Below are 20,668 nucleotides of genomic sequence, written 5' to 3'. Positions count from 1 at the left end.
ACCGCATCAATTGGATGCGAGTTATTACACTTAATTAATATGTAAAGGTTATTCATGAGTAATATTCACGATCATAAGATTCTAATCCTCGATTTTGGTTCTCAGTACACTCAACTTATTGCGCGTCGTATCCGTGAAATTGGTGTGTATTGTGAGTTATGGGCGTGGGATGTGAGCGAAGCGCAAATTCGTGAGTTTGCCCCAAATGGTATTATTTTAGCCGGTGGCCCTGAAAGTGTCACAGCAGACAATTCACCGCGTGCCCCTGAATATGTGTTTACTGCTGGTGTACCGGTATTGGGTATTTGTTACGGCATGCAAACCATGTCAGAGCAGCTGGGTGGCAAAGTGATTCAAGGCGTTGGCGAAGGTGAGTTTGGTTACGCACAAATTGAATTGCAAACCACATCAGCTTTGTTTAAAAGCATTGAAGATGCCGTTAGCGAAGAAGGCAAACCTTTGCTTGATGTGTGGATGAGCCACGGCGATAAAGTGTCTGCTATCCCTGAAGGTTTTGTGACCGTAGCGAAAACGGCAACTTGTCCGTTTGCCGCTATGGCCAATGAAGAGAAAGGTTTTTACGGCGTACAGTTTCACCCAGAAGTGACGCATACTCGCCAAGGTCAGCGTATGCTAGAGCATTTCGCGCTAGACATTTGTGGCTGTAAAGCCAATTGGAAGCCATCATCAATTATTGAAGATGCTATTGAGCGTTTAAAAAAGCAAATTGGTGATGACGAAGTTATTCTGGGTTTATCTGGCGGGGTAGATTCATCGGTTGTGGCGATGTTATTACATCGTGCGATTGGCGATAAACTAACGTGTGTGTTTGTTGATAACGGTTTGCTGCGTTTGAATGAAGCGGATCAAGTATTAGAAATGTTTGGCGATCATTTTGGACTCAAAATTGTTCACGTCGATGCTGAAAACCGTTTCTTAGATGCGATGGCTGGCGAAGCAGAACCAGAAGCCAAACGTAAAATCATTGGCCGTGTGTTTGTTGAGATTTTCGACGAAGAATCAAAGAAATGCGCTAATGCCAAATGGCTAGCCCAAGGTACTATCTATCCTGATGTTATTGAATCAGCGGGCAGTGCAACGGGTAAAGCGCATGTAATTAAGTCGCACCACAATGTTGGCGGTTTACCTGCCAATATGAAGATGGGTTTAGTTGAGCCATTACGTGAATTATTTAAAGATGAAGTGCGTAAAATCGGTTTAGAGTTAGGCTTGCCTTACAACATGCTTTATCGTCATCCGTTTCCAGGACCTGGTCTAGGTGTTCGTGTACTTGGCGAAGTCAAAAAAGAGTATTGTGATTTATTGCGCAGTGCCGATGCTATCTTTATTGAAGAACTGCATAAAGCGGATTTGTATAATAAAGTCAGCCAAGCCTTTACCGTTTTCTTACCTGTTCGTTCGGTAGGTGTAATGGGTGATGGTCGTAAGTATGATTGGGTTGTATCGTTACGCGCGGTAGAAACTATCGACTTTATGACTGCGCATTGGGCACATTTACCGTATGATTTCTTGGGTCGCGTGTCGAATCGTATTATCAATGAAGTTGATGGGATTTCTCGTGTGGTTTATGATATTTCAGGTAAGCCACCTGCAACAATTGAATGGGAATAACGCTGTAGCGTGACTCCTTACTTTAAATAAAAAGACGCCGCGGCGTCTTTTTTATTTGCTAGAATAGCCACGTATGACAATTACCTAGGTTTTATAGCGTGACAGATACCCCAAAAAAACACGTTTCCAGCGATACTTGCCCACTTTCTAATGCGCACAATGAGAAATCGAATCAGCTTCAGCGCGCCATTGATGAAAAGTGGATGCGTTTAGCGATGCAACTTGCCGAGCAAGCCGAGCTAAAAGGCGAAGTGCCAGTGGGTGCCGTATTGGTTAAAGACGATGTATTGATTGCCAGTGGTTGTAATTTAAGTATTGTGAATCACGATCCAACCGCTCATGCCGAGATGGAATGTATTCGTCAAGCCGGCAAGGTGTTAGAGAATTATCGTATGCTCGACACGACTTTATATGTCACGTTAGAACCCTGCACTATGTGCGCAGGTGCCATGGTGCACAGTCGTATTGCGCGGGTTGTTTATGGTGCAGATGATTTAAAAACTGGCGCGGCAGGTAGCGTGATTAATTTATTACAACATCCAGTTTTTAATCATCAGCTTGAAGTCAGTTCAGGTGTGTTGGCTGCAGAGTGTGGTGCGCAGCTAAGTGCATTTTTTCAACGACGTAGAGCAGAAAAAAAAGCACTCAAACAGTTAGCTATAAAATAGACTGATTGAGTGACTGGTTTTTATGTGGTTAACGGAAGATTAATTTTCAGTTTGTACCAATAAAAAATGAGCTCGTTGACGATTTTGAATGCGGCTTTTATGTACTTTAAGCATGACACGACGACGTGACATGGTATTGCTTATAGCTCTTCTTCTCATACCGTGATCCCTTAATATTGGCTAACCTCATCGAGGTTACTGATAAACCGCATACTTTAGCAGAATGCTTTCTTACGATAAATTCAGCACCATAGTACCTTATATTCGTGACAATTATCGGTCAGGTTTATGACGATAATCGTGTCAGCACAAAAATTAGTGTGCTGCTTCATGGATATTTTTTGAAGCGTCTTCAGCAATGATTTCAATTTGTTGAGGTTCTTCAATAATCTCCAACTTTTGGGTTTGATTATCGATCCACACTAAGGTGTCGTAATAACGACGAATACTGTCAACATAATGAACAGCTTCGCTACCACGGGCATAACCATATCGAGTTTGTTTATAATATTTAGATTGTTGCAGCAAAGGTAATACTTTTTTGACATCACGCCATGCGCTAGGATCCATTCCCATTGATTCAGTTAATCGTCGTGCATCTTCAACATGACCTAAACCGATATTATAGGAAGCCAGTGCGAACCAGATCCGTTGAGCTTCAGAGATGGTGTCAGGCAATCTCTCCATCATGTCTTTTAAATAAAATGCCCCACCACGTATGCTTTGTTCTGCATCTAAGCGATCATCTACACCAACATAAGCCGCTGTAGGTTGGGTTAGCATCATCATACCTCTCACCCCAGTAGGTGAGCGAGCACTCGGGTTCCAGTGTGATTCTTGATAACTTGCGGCCGCTAATTTACGCCAATCTAACTCTCCAGAATACTGCTCGAAAAAACTACGATATTCGGGCAGAATATTATCAATTGCGCGGATAAAGGCACGAGTATCAACGTAATCAAAACGCTTAACATGGCCAAAATACTTCTCGTTTAAATGCTCCAGCGTACCCGCACGCCTTTCTTTATGCCAAAAAGCCAATAGTTTACTCATTAAACGGTCGCTGTTATTAGGCGGTAATAGCCACACCACTTCGACCTTTTCTTCTAAAATCATCCCCGCGCGTAGTTCAGGTAAAAAACGCTGATTGATCAATAAACTATTTGAATCTGAAATGGTGTAGTTCAATTCACCGTTGGCAATTAATGCAAACAGTTCTTCATTGTCTTTGTCGTTGACTTGATTCCACATCAACTCAGGATAGTCTTTTTGTAATTTGGTTAAGGTATTGACTGAAGATGAGTTAGCCATGACAGTAATTTCACCTGACAGAGTACTAATATCTTTGGGCTCCGGAGTGCCTTCCTTATAAACCAACACTTGGTTGACTTTATATAAGGTGGGTCCGAGCTTAAATTGTTGACTACGGTTAGGGGTTTTAGCGATGCCAGCCGCAATAATATCAATCTTGTTTTCTTTTAATGCCGCGAATAATAGCTTGCGATTGGTGTACGGGATCATTTCTAAAGGAACGGCTAAATAGTCAGCAAAGCGCTGCGCCATTTCGAAGTCGAATCCGCTTTCACCCTGTTCTGAATTAAGATAAATCTGCGGGCCATATAATGTCCCTACCTTTAATACGGTACGCTTAGGTGCGGGGGCGGCAATATCAACATCTTGAATATCAACAGGTTGACAGGCGGATAATATCCCGCAAAGTAAGATTATGAATAAGGTTTTGATCATATTTATTAATTGGTTATCTTAAGTTGTTTCGTTAATGTCACCAGAATGATGTGTAAAAACGAATGAAATACCGGTTGAATAGCCTTTAAATATGTAGGGGAGTTAGCTTATTTTTTGCTTACTTTATCAGTAGTTTTCCTAAACGCCTATAGTTGAGTAAATAAGCAGCATTTAGTGGTTGTTTTTTGTTAAAAGGTAAAGTGTTTATGTTATTCATTTTAGCATTACTTGAATGGGATATTTTCCCTATCAGGAAACACTGTTTTCACCTGCGCTTGAAGGTGATTTGTAGTGTGCAATTCCCTATAATAGCGCCAATTCTGATCCTCCTATATTATAAAGGTGAATAGACGTGATGGAAATCATTCGCGGAGCCCCAGCACTATCTGCATTTAGAGTTCAAAAACTCATGGAGGCTTGCGAAAACGCAGCGCTTCCTGTATCGCAAATTTATGCTGAATATGTACATTTAGCCAATTTGAGTGAACCACTAGATGATAATGAACGTCTACAGTTAGAAACTATTCTTACTTATGGCCCAGCTATTGAGTCTCATGCCCCACAAGGCACTTTACTGTTTGTTACTCCTCGTCCTGGCACTATTTCTCCTTGGTCTTCTAAAGCAACTGATATTGCCCACAACTGTGGCTTAGGCAAAGTTAACCGTCTTGAGCGTGGTATTGCTTATTATGTAGAAGCGTCAGTATTAACAGCCGAGCAGCAAAAACTACTGCAAGGTTTATTACATGACCGCATGGTCGAAGTCATGCTGCCGGCGTTTGAAGCTGCTGAAATATTATTTGCTCGTACAGAACCAGCAAAATTTAGCAGTGTAAATATTCTTGCTGAAGGCCGCCGCGCCTTAGAAGTGGCCAATATTAAGCTAGGCTTGGCCCTTGCCGATGATGAAATTGACTATTTAATTGAAAATTTTGTTCGTTTAAAGCGTAACCCTAACGACATCGAACTAATGATGTTTGCTCAAGCAAACTCGGAACATTGTCGCCACAAAATTTTCAATGCAGATTGGACAATCGATGGCGAAGTACAGCCAAAATCATTGTTCAAAATGATTAAAAACACTTTTGAAGTCACGCCCGATTACGTGTTATCAGCTTACAAAGATAATGCCGCAGTGATGACGGGTCCGGTAGCGGGTCGTTTTTTCCCTGATCCCGATGGTGTTTATAACTATCACACCGAACCAATGCATATATTGATGAAAGTAGAAACTCACAATCATCCTACCGCTATTAGCCCATATCCTGGTGCTGCTACTGGTTCTGGTGGTGAAATTCGCGATGAGGGTGCTACTGGCCGAGGTTCTAAACCTAAAGCGGGTTTATCTGGTTTTACTGTTTCTAACTTGAAAATTCCTGGTTTTGTACAACCATGGGAAGGGGATTACGGTAAGCCAGATCGTATCGTCACTCCGTTAGAAATCATGCTCGAAGGCCCTCTTGGCGGCGCAGCATTTAACAATGAATTTGGTCGTCCTGCCATTACCGGTTATTTCCGCACCTACGAGCAATTAGTCTCTAGCCACAATGGCGTTGAAGTGCGTGGTTATCATAAGCCGATTATGATTGCCGGTGGCTTAGGCAATATCCGAGAAGAACACGTTCAAAAAGGTGAGATTACCGTTGGCGCTAAGCTTATTGTGCTTGGTGGACCGGCAATGAACATTGGCTTAGGTGGCGGCGCCGCATCTTCTATGGCGTCTGGTCAGTCTAGCGAAGATTTAGATTTTGCCTCTGTACAACGTGAAAACCCAGAAATGGAACGTCGTTGTCAGGAAGTTATCGACCGCTGCTGGCAGTTAGGTGACACCAACCCAATTCAATTTATTCACGATGTGGGCGCAGGTGGATTATCTAATGCGTTCCCTGAGTTAGTGAATGATGCTGATCGCGGTGGGGTATTCAATTTACGTAATGTTCCTTCTGACGAGCCAGGCATGAGCCCGCTTGAAATTTGGTGTAATGAATCTCAAGAGCGTTATGTGTTATCGGTTGCACCAGAGAACTTACAACAATTTGCTGATATTTGCGCCCGTGAACGCGCGCCATTTGCGGTGGTTGGTGAAGCAACTGCAGAGATGCATTTAACGCTTGCCGACAGTCACTTTAATAACAAGCCGATTGATTTACCGCTTGAAGTTTTATTAGGTAAAGCGCCTAAAATGAGCCGTGATGTGGTGACAGCCAAAGCAGTATCGCCAGCGTTAGATCAAACTAAAATTGAGCTAAACGATGCCGTTAAGCGCATTTTAACCTTGCCAACCGTGGCTGACAAAACCTTCCTTATCACCATAGGTGATCGCTCCGTCACTGGTTTAGTTAATCGCGACCAAATGGTGGGTCCATGGCAGGTTCCTGTTGCCGACTGTGCAGTAACCGCATCAAGTTATGACAGTTACTGCGGTGAAGCGATGTCGATGGGTGAGCGTACTCCGTTAGCATTACTCGACTTTGACGCCTCTGCTCGTATGGCAGTTGCTGAGTCGATTATGAACATTGCCGGTACCGATATTGGCTCGTTCAAGCGTATTAAACTTTCTGCTAACTGGATGTCTCCAGCGGGTCATCCAGGCGAAGATGCGGGTTTATACCAGGCGGTTAAAGCGATTGGTGAAGACCTTTGTCCTGAACTCGGTATCACGATTCCTGTCGGTAAAGACTCCATGTCGATGAAAACCGCATGGGAAGAAAATGGTACTCAGAAAACTGTCACATCGCCTATGTCGTTAGTCATCACCGCTTTTGGTGTGGTGCAAGATATTCGTAAAACGGTAACCCCACAACTTCGTGATGATAAAGGTGACAGTGCATTATTAATGCTGGACTTAAGCAATGGCCAAAATCGTTTAGGCGGTTCTTGTTTAGCGCAGGTTTATAGTGAGTTAGGCGATATTGCACCCACATTAGATAAAACCGCTAACTTAGCGGGCTTTTTTGAAGTGATGCAGCAGTTAGTCGCCGAGCAAGCGGTTATGGCTTATCACGACCGTAGCGACGGCGGTTTATTTACCACCTTAGTGGAAATGGCCTTTGCAGGTAATACCGGCTTAATGATTGATTTAGCCAGCTTGAATGGTACTGATTTAGAGCGTTTATTTAACGAAGAAATTGGTGCTGTAATTCAAGTCAGTGCTGTTGATGCCAAAGCCATTTCCGCGCAATTTGAGGCTAAAGGCGTAACGTGTCATCACATTGGTGGCTTACAAACGGCAAACAAGATTAGCATTAACGATGGCGAGCGAGTGATATTTGCTGACAGCCGTACTGCACTGCGTACCTTATGGTCAGAAACAACCTATCGCATGCAAGCGCTACGTGACAACCCAGAATGTGCGCGTGAAGAGTATGAGCTTAAACAACAAGCTGATGCGCCAGGTTTAACGGTTAAATTGGGCTTTAATCCAAGTGAAGATGTGGCTGCACCTTATATTCTTAAAGGCGCTGCCCCTAAAATGGCTATTTTACGTGAGCAGGGCGTTAACTCTCATGTTGAAATGGCAGCCGCTTTTGACCGTGCCGGTTTTGAAAGCCGCGACGTGCACATGTCGGACATTTTATCTGGCCGTATTAGCCTTGAAGAATTCCAAGGCCTAGTGGCTTGTGGCGGATTCTCATATGGTGACGTGTTAGGTGCTGGTGAAGGTTGGGCTAAGTCGATTCTGTTTAATGACCGTGCTCGCGATGAGTTTAGCCGTTTCTTCGAACGTGATTCAAGCATCGCCCTTGGCGTGTGTAATGGTTGTCAGATGTTATCTAATCTGAAAGAAATTATTCCAGGAAGTGAGCATTGGCCGCGTTTTGTGCGTAACCGCTCAGAGCGTTTTGAAGCTCGATTCAGTTTGGTTGAAGTGCAACAAAATCCATCGGTATTTTTTGACGGTATGGTTGGCTCTCGTATGCCTATCGCTGTATCGCATGGTGAAGGCTTAGTGGAATTTGCTAATGCTCAAGCGTTAGCAAATGCAGAAGCATCGGGCACTATTGCACTGCGCTATGTTGATGGCCATGGTCAAATTGCGACCCAGTACCCAGAAAATCCAAATGGTTCAGCCAATGGCTTAACGGGTATTTGTACCACTGATGGTCGCGTAACCATTATGATGCCGCATCCTGAACGAGTATTTAGAACTGTTGCTAATTCATGGCATCCAGATAACTGGGGTGAAGATAGCCCATGGATGCGCATGTTCCGTAATGCACGAGTGAAAATCGGCTAATCGCAAATTAAATTTTTAGTTTAGCTAAAGCACTTTATTTAGCTAAAACACTTAATTTATAAAGCAAAAGGCGACTCCTTTGAGTCGCCTTTTTTATTGGTTTCAATTTGTTTAGCGCTGCTGATTTTATGTTGTCGTGATAAAGAAAAACCCCATAGATTTATTCTATGGGGTTTTCTGATTCGTTATCCTTGGATCATAACGATTACCGCTTAATATTATTTCTGCGCTAACAAAAACATTCACTAAACACGGTATAGATAAAAACGTGAGCTCGCTTATTTCACTTCTTTAGCAGTAAACATTTCAGTAAAAACACGTTTGTACAAGTTGGCAATATGTTCGAATAATTGAGTCATAGCACATTCTCTCTAGGTTAGGTCACTGGAATTAAGACAACGACTCATTGCACTACTTAGTGTTCGTCTTCTTAATTGTGCGCAAATTATACAATTGAACTAATGTATGCTCAAACGAGAAAAAATGATGTTTGACATTAGTTTATTTAATGAATCATTGTATTATTTAAATTTAATTATTTAAATAAATTTAAATATAATAAATATAAACAGTGTCTTATCTATTTCGTGTTACATTGTTAATTATAGAAATATTTATCTAATATTAATTTTTTGTGTATTTAACTACTTTTTATTAACAATCTGAATGAGTAGGGTGTTTTGTCAAAAATAATACATACTTGCTCTTTATTCCTAGCAATTATCCATTTTTTGTCAATACCTCAAGAGGGTTGCAAATTAGAGTTCAAATGTTATCTCTCTGAATATCGCAAGTTCATTTATGATTGTGATCAACCTGACGGCAAATATACACAGAGATATGTGACACCTTTTACGCTAAAGAACTGATTCACAGAAATAAAACATTCTTCATGCACCAAATCTAATACTGGTCACATAATTGACTAAAAAATATGATCTACAAAGTGAATTTGCCGTAAGATATAGGGCGTTTAGGATTGGGCTTGAAAACACAGGCAAACAGGTTAATTTATCATTTTTCACTCTTTGGTGAGTTGTCCACTGCTTCAATATTACCGTTTTCAGGTATAACATCATCATTATGGTAACCGAGTGTTGCTATGTCGTATTTGGTTGTACTGAAGTAAGGAGTCGCCAATGATTATCGAAGAGGTCGTTGAGCTATCGCGTTTTCAATTTGCGCTGACAGCCATGTATCATTTTTTATTTGTTCCACTCACCCTAGGTTTAGCCTTTATTCTTGCGATTATGGAATCACTGTATGTGATGACCAATAAGCAAGTTTATAAAGACATGACTAAATTTTGGGGTAAGTTGTTTGGGATTAACTTTGCCTTAGGCGTAACAACGGGTTTAGCGATGGAGTTCCAGTTTGGTACTAACTGGTCCTACTATTCTCATTACGTAGGTGACATTTTTGGCGCGCCTCTGGCGATTGAAGGCTTAATGGCGTTCTTCCTTGAGTCTACGTTAGTCGGGATGTTCTTTTTTGGTTGGGATCGCTTCAGCAAACGCCAACATTTAGTCGTCACTTGGCTTGTCGCTCTTGGCTCTAATATGTCAGCTTTATGGATTTTGATCGCCAATGGTTGGATGCAAAATCCAGTGGGCTCGGTGTTTAACTACGAAACTATGCGTATGGAAATGACCAATTTTGCCGAAGTGGTATTTAACCCCGTCGCGCAAGTTAAGTTTGTTCATACCGTCGCATCCGGTTATGTTGCCGGTGCCATGTTTGTACTTGCCATTAGCTCATATTACATATTGAAAGGCCGAGATTTACCTTTTGCTCGTCGCTCATTCGCTATTGCAGCAAGCTTTGGTATGGCATCCATTTTATCAGTCATCGTGTTAGGCGATGAATCAGGTTATGAAGTCGGTGAAGTCCAACGTGTTAAATTAGCCGCAATTGAAGCTGAATGGCACACAGAACCTGCACCAGCAGCCTTTACGGCATTTGGTTTCCCTAACCAAGAAACTATGCACACGGATTACGCCGTTAAGATCCCATATGCGATGGGTATCATTGCGACACGTTCTTTAGATGGAGAAGTAACCGGTATTAAGGATCTTATTAAAGATCACGAAGTACGAATTCGTAACGGTATGGTTGCGTATGCTTTACTTGAAAAATTACGTGCAGGTGATAAATCGGTTGAGGTTAGAGAGCAATTTGAAGCAACCAAAATCGACCTAGGTTATGGTTTCTTGCTTAAGCGTTATACCGACAAAGTGGTGGATGCGACTGAAGAGCAAATTATTGCAGCGTCTTATGACTCAATTCCTACCGTGGCGCCTATGTTCTGGAGTTTCCGCTTAATGGTTGGCTCTGGGATGATAATGCTATTGGTGTTTGCTGCGGCCTTCTGGCAAAGCACTCGTCATCAAATCGCCGAGAAAAAGTGGGTACTTCGTGCTGCTCTTTACAGTTTGCCACTTCCATGGGTAGCCATTGAAGCTGGTTGGTTTGTGTCAGAGTTTGGTCGCCAACCTTGGACCATTTCTGAAGTGCTGCCAACATTCATGTCGGCGTCTAGTTTAACGACGGCGGATCTTTGGTTCAGTATTATTTCGATTACGGTGTTCTATACCATCCTGTTGGTGATAGAGGCTTACTTGATGTATAAGTTTGCTCGTCTTGGTCCAAGCAGCTTAAAGACCGGCCGTTACCATTTCGAAACCCAAGATGCTTAATCTGAGGACCTGATTATGTTTGATTATGAAGTATTAAGATTTATTTGGTGGGCGTTAATCGGCGTGCTGTTTATTGGTTTTACCGTGACAGATGGCTTTGATATGGGCGTAGGTATATTGTTACCCGTTATTGGTAAAGATGATACTGAACGCCGTATTATGATTAACACTATCGCACCACATTGGGACGGTAACCAAGTATGGCTAGTGACGGCGGGTGGTGCATTATTTGCTGCTTGGCCTATGGTCTACGCGGTATCGTTTTCGGGCTTTTATGTGGCAATGATGCTAGTACTATTTGCATTGTTTTTACGTCCAGTCGGTTTTGATTATCGCTCTAAAATTGAAGATCCAAGATGGCGTAAGTCATGGGATAGAGCATTATTTGTCGGCAGTTTTGTACCACCGTTAATCATTGGTGTGGCATTTGGTAACTTGCTTCAAGGCGTACCATTTAACTTTGATGAATATTTACGCGCCACTTATCATGGCGGTCTGTTGGGTTTATTGAATCCGTTTGGCTTATTAGCCGGTCTTGTGAGTGTCACTATGGTGATAATGCAAGGCTCTACATGGTTACAAATGAAGACCGACGGAGAGCTGCGCGTTAGAAGCGCTAAAGCATCGCAAATTTGTGGTGGTCTATTAGTGGTTCTGTTTGGTGCTGCTGGGGTTTGGCTTGTAAACGGTATTGATGGTTATGTTATTACCTCAGCCCTCGACCTTGCTGGCCCGTCAAATCCAACTACTAAGACAGTGGCGGTTGAAGCGGGTGCTTGGTTAACCAACTATGATAAATATCCTCTTACCATGTTATTCCCGGTGTTAGGATTATTAATGCCAATATTGGTGATTTTTGCCAGTCGTTTAAATCGTAGTGGATTTGCGTTCTTTTTCAGTTCGCTTGCGGTTGCTAGTGTCATTTTAACCTGTGGTGCAGCAATGTTCCCATTTGTTATGCCTTCATCATTAGAACCTAATGTCAGCTTAACAATGTGGGATGCTACAGCCAGCCAAATGTCACTAAAAGTGATGACCGTTGCCGCTATTATCTTCGTACCTACAGTATTAAGTTACACCATTTGGACTTACTACAAGATGTACGGCCGCTTAAATCGTGAGTATGTTGAAAACAACAAAAGCTCACTTTACTAAATTAAGGAGCAACGTCTATGTGGTATTTTGCGTGGATTTTAGGGGTATTGTTAGCGTGTTCATTCGGTATCATCAACGCGTTATGGCTTGAGAATACTGAAAATATGGATCGTAACAACGAACTATAAACGTTATATCGTTTGATATAAAAAAACCGCTTTAGTAATAAAGCGGTTTTTTATTGGCTACTCACCTTGTTTACAAAACTAAAATCGACCGGTTTTAACTTATGACTCAATCTAGCACTCATTAGCTTGTTACTTAGTGGCTGTTAACAAAGCCAATTTTATCTTCAGTCGCCGCCTTTTAAAAAGCCCAAAAAATATGTAGTACGCTCGCCACTGCTAAGTAAGATTTTTATTCAAAGGTACCAGGAAATATAGCTCAATTCCCAAGTGTTAACAGAAATATTGTCTATAATTAATTAACGCTAATTGTTTGTTTTTTGAACATGGCAATTTGTTAATAATGCACTTAACGGGAGATATATAATGAGCAGTTGGATTTTAGTCGCGGATAGCGCACATGCACGTCTATTTAACGCAGAAACAGCAAAATCTACATTAATTGAGATTAAGAGCATGATCCATCCCGAAGCACAGCAGCATGAACAGGAACTAACCTCAGATCTACCAGGCCGTCAGGCTGGAGGAGCAACCAATAGTCATCATTCTGTCGGGGGGAAAACAGAGCCTAAAAAGAATGAGGCTGTCGAATTTGCCAGGGAGATTTGTCGATACCTTGAGGCTGAATATAATGCGCACAAATTTAGCCAATTGATTGTTGTTGCCGCACCTCATTTTCTAGGTAACTTACGCAAAGAAATGAGCACTAACGTCACTAAAGTTGTTACGCTAGAAATAGACAAAGATATTGTAAAGCAGGACATCGACTCGATTAGAGGTCAGCTGCCAATTATCTTACCTAGCTTAGCCACATAAGCTGAAATTTAGATAATTAGGTTCGTTTATTAAGCTGTCATCATCATTACTCGTATGTCGGCAGCTTAATGGGGTATTTTTGTTTTTTGTCGTAAACTACTGTCGTGAAATAACATTAAGCATGAACCTGTATTACCTAAGTCGCAAATCCTCGTTGTGACGATTATCGTTGCTCAACTAAGCGATTAAGATAATTAACCAGCACTCAGTAGATTGAGTACTGGTCTGCTAAAATCCCACTTAGTTAAACCACTTTAAATACACCTATTTGTTGTTTGATACTGTGCGCAAGTTTGGTTAATTGCTCTGAATCACTTACCGCTTTTGTTGCCCGTTCATCACTATTTTGTGCAAGTGTAGAAATAGTATGTAAGCTGCGTGACACTTCATCTGCTACCGTACTTTGCTGTTTGGTGGCACTGGCAATACTAGACGAAAATATTGCCATTTCGCCGATATTATGATTAATCAGTGTGAGTTGATTATTAACTGTATCAGCTTGTACCGCTGAGGACTCACCCAGTTGCTGACACTGGATCATTTGTGTTGCTGTGTGTTCTACCTGCTGTTGTAATTTGTTAATAGTCGTACCTATCTCACTAATTGAACGTTGTGTTCTTTGTGCTAATGAGCGAACTTCATCAGCAACAACAGCAAAGCCACGACCTTGGTCACCCGCTCTGGCTGCTTCAATTGCGGCATTTAAGGCGAGTAAATTAGTTTGGTCTGCAATGCCGTTAATGACTTCAGTAACCTGACTGATGGCTTGAGTTTCATTGTTGACGCTTTCAATATTTTTTTGACTTTGAATAAGTTGTTCACGCAAGGATTGTAGTTCTGTAACCGCCTGAGTTAACTGTGTATGTCCTTGGTTTGATGCGCCATCAATTTCTTGCGCCTGCTGGGCAACTTGACTCGAATTCTGCGCTACATCTTTAATAGAAGAAGACATTTCTTCGATAGCTGTCGCAATCTGTTCTGTTTGGTTTAACAGTGATTTTGCCTCATTACCATTCAATTTTGATGTTTGTTGGCTAAGAATTGCTTGGCTTTCTAAGCTGCTGACAGACTGTTTTAACGACTCAATTAATCCTGCTAAACTTGCAGCCGTTTGGGCCACACTTATCGTGATGTGATCAACTTCATTGTGGCTGTCTTGAGGGCATTGTTCGAAAGTTTGTGAAAGATCCCCTTGGCCTAATTTAGCTATTTGCCTCTGTAGGTTCTTTAATGGCTTAATTGCACGATTAATGACATTAAAAAGTAAAACGGAAATAATAACTACGCCTAGCAATGCCAATATGGCGTTAATTTTTAACATGCCTAAGCTTTCATCACTCAATTCCTTTTCAGGAACGAAACCGACCAAAGTCCAATTCCAACCGGGAATATATACGGAATAGGAATACATTTCTTGATTAGACAAGGACCTGTAAACCCAACTCCCTTTATCTGTGAGTGCCTGTTCAAGCGATAGGCCATCGAGCAATGTTTCATTATATGGTTCTTCTGATGTTAACTCACGATGAGAGATAATCTGTTGATCAGAGTTTCGGATGATGACATACGAACCTGATTCTTCAAGAGTCAGTTGTTTAAGTGAGTTTTGGATTTGTGCAACAGATCGGGTGATATCAAAACCGATAAAAAGAATAGCGATAACTTTGCCATTGGGATCTTTTACTGGGCGATAAATTGTCATGTAGTCTTTACCAAAAAGCTTGGCGTAGCCTTCATACTCTTCGCCTTTAACCAAACGCTGATAACCGGGATGTGTAATACCTAAATACGTCCCTAATGCACGATTACCATCTGCTTTTTTAAGTGATGTTGATACACGAACAAAATCATCATTATCGCGAGCAAATATCGTAGCGACTCCGCCTGTAAGCTTCGAAAAGTGATCTACGTTATTATTTGAATTGTTAATTTGCTCATTATCATGGACTAGTACAGGGGTCTTAATTCCTAACACCTCAACGGTGCGATCTTCTATCAAGAATTGTCCTGGATATAAGGTACGCAGAACATCGGCATTTCGTTTAGCTAAGTCCAGCATACTGTTGAACTGCAGTTCAATTAAATGAGTATTACTGTGCATTTGTGATTTAATCGCTTGAATTGCTTTGTCATGCAATACAGTGGATGCCGATTGATAGGAAAACCAAGACATAGCGGTAAAGATAACGATAGAAGACAATATGGCAAGTGAGCCAATTTGTTTTGCTATAGGCCAGTTTTTATAATTCATATGCACTATTCCATAATTATTATGACAATTAATTTTCAATAGGTAGGTATACGAGTTTAAATGTACATCTAAGGACTACTAATTACCCGTTATTTAGTACGAAAAAGTGATAAGTAATGATAAATTCTGATGAAATTTATATCATTACGCGACTGAGTGATTAGCAAGTATACCTTTCGGCTTCATCAATAAGGTATACATTACCGGTACCCAAATCAGTGACAACATGGTGGCTAATAATGTACCGCCAGCGATAGCGATAGCAAAGGGTGGCCAAAAGCCACCACCGGCGATAATCAGAGGTAAAAAGCCACCTATGGTGGTGATAGTGGTTGAGCCAATATGACGCCCGCAACTGCTCACCGTGCTAATAATGAGTGCTAAATTGCCATCGCGCGCCTCGGGAATATCCTCAAGTTCTGCCAAAATAACAATGGCCGCATTAATGGCTAAACCCATTAACCCCAATAAACCGATAATGACGGTAAACCCAAACGGATAGCCAAATACGTATACGGATAACAAGCCTAAACCTGCCGATTGAAAAGCACTCAGTAAAATGATGGCGGTTAATCTAAATGAGTTGAAAGACAGCACTACCGTTGCTAATAGTAAGGTTACAACCAACACAATATTAGACAGTAAATTACCTACCGCCTCATTACGCTTTGCGCTTTCACCACCTATTTCGAGATGATATCCCGCTGGAATGGACAAATTAGCAATAGCATCTTTAACCTCGTTGAGCACTTGTGCTGGTAATACTCCACTGGTGATATAAGCTTCGATAGTATTAACGCGTTCGCCATTTCTGCGCGGTATTGCACCACGACTGACATTTATTTCGTTATAAGATAATGCCGATAGTGGAATGCCTGACCCCGATGGTGACACCAGATTAATCTCGGCTAAACGAGTGGCTTGTTCGCGGCTGTTGTCGCCTAAGCGAACCCGTATTGGCAGTGATTCTGTTTGCTCTAAAATACTGCCACCAATGATCCCAGTAGTCGCCATTTGAATTTGATTAGCAATGTCGCTCAAACTTAGGCCGCTCATTAAACTGGCGTCTTCATTCACTTGTAACCACACTTTTGGAGCGCCAGAACTGAGGGTGGCACGAGTATGAATCACATCTGGTGTGCCGACTAAAATTCCACGTACTTGCTCACCTAATGTTTTCAGAGTATCAAGATTAGGGCCATAAATTCGCAGCTCAACCGGAGCGTTAAAGGGAGGCCCCTGTTCCAGTTTTCGCACTAAAATCTGTGCTTGTGGAAATTGGGCATCAAACTCTTTTTGTAATTGTAAAATTAACCGATTGGCGGCGGCATAATCGGTCACTTTAATCATCGCTTGGGCGTAATTGGTTGCCCCTTGTTGCCGTTGAGTTAAGTTGTAATAGAAAGAGGGCGTATTACCGCCAACAACCCATGTGGCTGCGATAATATCGTCAATCTGTTGCAGCTTTTTATCAATCAGTTTGACCTGCTCGAGAGTGTTATCAATACTGACATGAGGTGCCAGGTAGACTTCAATTTGGAACATGTCGCGATCAGACGGAGGGAAAAATTGTTCAGTCATTTTGCCCGCGGCAAAAAAGCCAGCTATCGGTAATATTCCAATTACGATGGCGGTCAGTATTGGCCGAGATAACGCAAACTGTAAACTGGCGGTAAATGCTTGGCTAATTCTTGGGAATGCCATCCCTTGCTGATACCAAGCCGTTGGTTTTTCACTGCGACTGAATCGACCCGCAAGGCCAGCAATAATGGTATGAGAAATAATATATGAGCCAAGTAAGGCGAACATGACCGAAATGGCAATGCCACCCACAAACTCGCCCGCAGCGCCAGGCATTAATACAATAGGTGCAAAGGCTAGCATGGTGGTAATAGTCGACCCTGCTAGTGGTAGCCATAAATGGTGTAAGGTTTTTGATACCGCTTCCAGTTTGCTCATACCTTGTTGACGGCGTTGCGCAATGGCATCAACAATCACAATCGCGTTATCGACCATAATCCCCAGCGCAACCACTAAACCTGTTACTGACATTTGGTGGATCGGTAGTCCAGTATATTTCATGCAGGTGAGGGTAAATAATGCGGTTAATGGTAATGATATCGCCACAATCACTGCATTGCGCAGTCCTAATGTTAGCATCAGAACCACTAAAATAATCACAAATCCTTGTAGCAGATTAATCACCAAGTCACCTAATCGGTCACTGGTATAGCTTTGTTGGTCGAATAACCATTGCACCTTAATATTGGCTGGTAAATTAGCTGAAAAATCATCTATGGCGCTGCTTACATGCTGTTGCCACACATCGACTCGATTATTGTTGAGCATGCGTGCAGACACCAAAACGCCTTGCTGACTGTCGATTAAAGCGATACTCGATGCCGGAGTCTTGGCTTGGCGGCTAATATTGGCCACATCCCCTAAGCGAATAATTTGACCATAGTCGTCTACTTTTAACGGCACTTGGCGGATACGATTCTGCGAATCTAACTCACCAGAGACTTCAACTAAGGCTCTAAATTGGCTGTTATTAACTTCACCGGCTGAAATTTTGCTGTCGGCATTATTTAAAATAGCGGCAATACTGGCGGGGGTTAAATGCAATTGACTGATTTTATTGCCATCTAGCTCAACTAATATCTCTTCTTGTGGTGCGCCATAAAGTTTAACAAAATCAGTACCATTGAGCAGTCTTAGACGGCTTTGTAATTCTTTGGCATAACGATTAAGAATATCGGTTCTTACAGGGCTATCGTCAGCCCAAACAAGTCCTAAAATGGCGGTATTGGCATAACCTAGTTGATCATCTAAAACACTATTTTGTGCTTCTACTGGCAACAATGATTTACTGTCGGCGATAAGATCTCGAGCGCGCGACCACACCGGATCCGTCTCTGTGACCGTGTCTTTTAATTCTAGCTGGATAACCGAAATCCCGGGACGAGAAGTCGACTGGACTAGCTTTAAATCTTCTAAACGGCGTAATTGATTCTCTAATACCTCAGTCACAAGTGCTTCAACCCGCTCTGCAGATGCACCAGGGTATTGAGTGATAACAGACGAAAATCGGTTAGTAATATGTGGATCTTCGGTGCGCGGTAGGCTTGAAATCGCCCCTAATCCGGCAACAATTAATAATGCGATAAATAAACTGGTTAGACGGCCATTTTCTAAAAATGCTTTAATCATAATGCCCCCGTTTTCTCAGCTTGAGCGAGAGTGACTTTCTGGTTAACGACCAATTTATGTAATCCTTGCGATACAATTAAATCGGTTGGTTTTATGGCACCTTGAATATACGCTTGTTGTTCATTGGTATAGATAATCTCTACATCGCGGCGCTCAATGGTATAAAAACCTTGCTCAGCCTCAACTAAGGCAAACACGTTCCATAATCCGCGCACGCCATCGGTTAATGCCGACATAGGCACCCAATAACCAGGTGCTTGCACGTCTTGTTGATACGCCAAATAAGCTATTTCGCCATTGATCACTCTGGCTGAGTCGGGCAAATGAATACGCAATTGAACCGTGCGAGTAACAGTATTGACCTCGGCACTAATACCGGCAATTTTAGCGGTAAAGGTTTGTTTACCTACACGGACATCAACCATCTGCTCGGCGGTTAACTGTTGAGCGATATCAATGGGTACTCCAATATAAGCCACAGGCTGACTGTTACCGACTAAAGTAAAAACAGGACTGCCTAGCGCAATCACTTCGCCGATATTATGAAAACGTTGACTGATTTTTCCATTGAATGGGGCCAGTAAAGTTGATTTTTCAATTTTCAAATTGGTCGCACTTAAGCTGGCTTCTATACGCTTTTGGTTAGCTTGTAAGCTAATAACTTGTTGCTGGGTTTCATCGAGTTGCTGCTCAGACACATAGTTTTGTTGTTTCAATTTTAGAGTACGGGCTAAGGTACTTTTTGCTAAATCTATATCTGCTTGAGTTTGCAATAAACTGGCTTGTAATTGCTGTTTTTCTGCGGTCAATAAATCAGTATCAAGCTGCGCTAATGTTTGTCCTTTGCTAACCGTATCGCCACTGTCTACCAGGATATTATTCAGTTTACCCGCAAGCTCAAAGCCAATTCCGGTGGTATTGGCCGAGCGAATTGTACCCGTATAAGTTTGCATGTGTTGATAACGGTCGCTTAATGATAAAGGCTGTGACAATACCGTTTGATACTCAGTTGTTTGTGAATGCTCTTTTACCTCAGAGCCACAACCGCCTAATGAGATTAAGCTTAAACCTAGCGCCCAGTATCGAATGATTGGGGTGAATGTCTTTGACGCGTACATAAGTTTATTCCTTGCAAAGCAATATATTGTGCCAATGTTGATTTATCTTAAAAACCAGTGTTAATAACAATAAGCGAACTCATTAACCGCAAATCGTGACTTGTAACTTAAATGTTAACTAGACTCAGTAGTCTAGTTTTATAAAACTAGACTGTCCAGTCTATTTTTAGTTACTATAACGCTAAATAATGAGTAGTAACGCTGACACTCGATTGTGCTTAATGGGTTAATTTACGGAACCAACATGACAAAAAAACACACATCGCTTAATAACATCGAACAGGTTAGTTTGAGCCGCAGTGAGCAAAAGCGGGCTCAAGTACTTGAGTCTGCGATTGACCTTTTTTGCCATCAGGGTTTTCCTAATACCAGCATGGACGAAGTGGCAAAACATGCCGGTGTATCAAAACAAACCGTTTACTCTCACTTTGGTTCCAAAGATGATTTGTTTGTTTCTGCGATTGAGTCTAAATGTGTTGTGCATCAACTCACTGGCGAAGCTTTAATTGATGCAGCAAATCCACAACGGGTTATTTTGCAGTTTGCTCTGCAATTTGGTGAAATGATTGTTAGCAAAGAAACCATGACAGTATTTAAAACTTGCGTAGCTCAAGCCGACACTCACCCAGAAGTGTCTAGATTGTTTTATGACGCAGGCCCCAAGCATGTGCTCGGACTGATTAGAAATTACTTAAAAAAGGTTAATGAGCATGGCGAATACTTTTTTGAAAATCCGCACGAAAGCGCAGTTAGATTGTGTTTAATGTTATTTGGCGAACTAAAATTACGCCTAGAGTTAGGCTTAGAGATAGGTGATTTACTGACAACCAGACAACAATACTTGCAAGATACTGCCGAGATGTTTTTGCGAGCTCATCAAGTTGACGTAAAATAAACCAATAAAACTTGAACTTAATTGGCGCGATAACCGTATTATTGTAGTTAAACTAAGGTGCTATTAACCCAACGTGCTATTAAGCCAAGGTGCAGTTAAGCCAAGTTAATAGTTAACTT

Annotated in this window: 12 protein-coding genes; 8 read left to right on the top strand and 4 right to left on the bottom strand. The window is 41.8% G+C overall.

The window, feature by feature from the left end; translation table 11 throughout:
* The first annotated feature begins 54 nt into the window (after nt 1–54).
* Complete coding sequence (gene guaA / locus AAEY94_RS01350; protein ID WP_162022616.1) at nt 55–1,632, top strand: glutamine-hydrolyzing GMP synthase; 1,578 nt, start codon at nt 55–57, stop codon at nt 1,630–1,632.
* A gap of 188 nt (nt 1,633–1,820) precedes the next feature.
* On the top strand, nt 1,821–2,300 hold the full coding sequence (tadA, locus tag AAEY94_RS01345) for a tRNA adenosine(34) deaminase TadA (protein ID WP_206780909.1): 480 nt from the start codon (nt 1,821–1,823) through the stop codon (nt 2,298–2,300).
* A 315-nt stretch (nt 2,301–2,615) separates the two neighbouring features.
* Here the strand turns inward: tadA and mltF are convergent, their stop codons facing one another.
* Entirely contained in the window at nt 2,616–4,046 is a 1,431-nt protein-coding gene (gene mltF / locus AAEY94_RS01340; protein WP_101085475.1) for a membrane-bound lytic murein transglycosylase MltF, read from the bottom strand.
* A 355-nt stretch (nt 4,047–4,401) separates the two neighbouring features.
* On the opposite strand from mltF, the gene purL reads away from it, so the two are divergent.
* The 5 genes from purL (at nt 4,402) to AAEY94_RS01315 (ending at nt 13,075) form a co-directional block, all read left to right on the top strand.
* A complete protein-coding gene (purL, locus tag AAEY94_RS01335; protein WP_350976694.1) occupies nt 4,402–8,283 on the top strand; it encodes a phosphoribosylformylglycinamidine synthase in 3,882 nt (1,293 codons plus the stop codon).
* A 1,139-nt stretch (nt 8,284–9,422) separates the two neighbouring features.
* On the top strand, nt 9,423–10,979 hold the full coding sequence (locus AAEY94_RS01330; protein WP_162022620.1) for a cytochrome ubiquinol oxidase subunit I: 1,557 nt from the start codon (nt 9,423–9,425) through the stop codon (nt 10,977–10,979).
* A 15-nt stretch (nt 10,980–10,994) separates the two neighbouring features.
* On the top strand, nt 10,995–12,134 hold the full coding sequence (gene cydB / locus AAEY94_RS01325; protein ID WP_335690171.1) for a cytochrome d ubiquinol oxidase subunit II: 1,140 nt from the start codon (nt 10,995–10,997) through the stop codon (nt 12,132–12,134).
* A 17-nt stretch (nt 12,135–12,151) separates the two neighbouring features.
* Nucleotides 12,152–12,262, top strand: coding sequence for a cytochrome bd-I oxidase subunit CydX (gene cydX, locus AAEY94_RS01320; RefSeq protein ID WP_011636618.1), 111 nt, complete (start codon nt 12,152–12,154; stop codon nt 12,260–12,262).
* Nucleotides 12,263–12,625: 363 nt separating this feature from the next.
* Entirely contained in the window at nt 12,626–13,075 is a 450-nt protein-coding gene (locus AAEY94_RS01315; protein WP_101085462.1) for a host attachment protein, read from the top strand.
* 244 nt (nt 13,076–13,319) lie between these two features.
* Here the strand turns inward: AAEY94_RS01315 and AAEY94_RS01310 are convergent, their stop codons facing one another.
* The 3 genes from AAEY94_RS01310 to AAEY94_RS01300 all read right to left on the bottom strand — a co-directional run bounded on the left by AAEY94_RS01310 (nt 13,320) and on the right by AAEY94_RS01300 (nt 19,654).
* Nucleotides 13,320–15,326 (bottom strand): methyl-accepting chemotaxis protein, encoded by a 2,007-nt coding sequence (locus AAEY94_RS01310; protein ID WP_162022623.1) that lies wholly within the window; start codon nt 15,324–15,326, stop codon nt 13,320–13,322.
* A 144-nt stretch (nt 15,327–15,470) separates the two neighbouring features.
* A complete protein-coding gene (locus tag AAEY94_RS01305) occupies nt 15,471–18,536 on the bottom strand; it encodes an efflux RND transporter permease subunit (RefSeq protein ID WP_350976687.1) in 3,066 nt (1,021 codons plus the stop codon).
* The gene (locus AAEY94_RS01300; RefSeq protein WP_350976684.1) at nt 18,533–19,654 is read right to left on the bottom strand and encodes an efflux RND transporter periplasmic adaptor subunit; all 1,122 of its coding nucleotides are present in this window, start codon (nt 19,652–19,654) and stop codon (nt 18,533–18,535) included. Before AAEY94_RS01300 ends, AAEY94_RS01305 begins: the two co-directional genes overlap by 4 nt.
* Before the next feature lie 244 nt (nt 19,655–19,898).
* Between AAEY94_RS01300 and AAEY94_RS01295 the strand changes: the two genes are divergently transcribed.
* Nucleotides 19,899–20,549, top strand: coding sequence for a TetR/AcrR family transcriptional regulator (locus AAEY94_RS01295; RefSeq protein WP_182743935.1), 651 nt, complete (start codon nt 19,899–19,901; stop codon nt 20,547–20,549).
* Nucleotides 20,550–20,668 lie beyond the last annotated feature (119 nt).

It is taken from the genome of Shewanella sp. AC34-MNA-CIBAN-0136 (assembly GCF_040309945.1).
In the GTDB taxonomy this organism is placed as follows: Bacteria; Pseudomonadota; Gammaproteobacteria; order Enterobacterales; family Shewanellaceae; genus Shewanella.
This window is presented reverse-complemented; position numbering and strand designations above follow the sequence as displayed.

What these genes read in the sequence shown, in the direction of transcription:
- mltF (WP_101085475.1), bottom strand. Translation starts at nt 4,046, where the DNA reads ATGATCAAAACCTTATTCATAATCTTACTTTGCGGGATATTATCCGCC.
- cydX (WP_011636618.1), top strand. Translation starts at nt 12,152, where the DNA reads ATGTGGTATTTTGCGTGGATTTTAGGGGTATTGTTAGCGTGTTCATTC.
- AAEY94_RS01315 (WP_101085462.1), top strand. Translation starts at nt 12,626, where the DNA reads ATGAGCAGTTGGATTTTAGTCGCGGATAGCGCACATGCACGTCTATTT.
- purL (WP_350976694.1), top strand. Translation starts at nt 4,402, where the DNA reads ATGGAAATCATTCGCGGAGCCCCAGCACTATCTGCATTTAGAGTTCAA.
- AAEY94_RS01295 (WP_182743935.1), top strand. Translation starts at nt 19,899, where the DNA reads ATGACAAAAAAACACACATCGCTTAATAACATCGAACAGGTTAGTTTG.
- cydB (WP_335690171.1), top strand. Translation starts at nt 10,995, where the DNA reads ATGTTTGATTATGAAGTATTAAGATTTATTTGGTGGGCGTTAATCGGC.
- AAEY94_RS01330 (WP_162022620.1), top strand. Translation starts at nt 9,423, where the DNA reads ATGATTATCGAAGAGGTCGTTGAGCTATCGCGTTTTCAATTTGCGCTG.
- AAEY94_RS01300 (WP_350976684.1), bottom strand. Translation starts at nt 19,654, where the DNA reads ATGTACGCGTCAAAGACATTCACCCCAATCATTCGATACTGGGCGCTA.
- AAEY94_RS01305 (WP_350976687.1), bottom strand. Translation starts at nt 18,536, where the DNA reads ATGATTAAAGCATTTTTAGAAAATGGCCGTCTAACCAGTTTATTTATC.
- guaA (WP_162022616.1), top strand. Translation starts at nt 55, where the DNA reads ATGAGTAATATTCACGATCATAAGATTCTAATCCTCGATTTTGGTTCT.
- AAEY94_RS01310 (WP_162022623.1), bottom strand. Translation starts at nt 15,326, where the DNA reads ATGAATTATAAAAACTGGCCTATAGCAAAACAAATTGGCTCACTTGCC.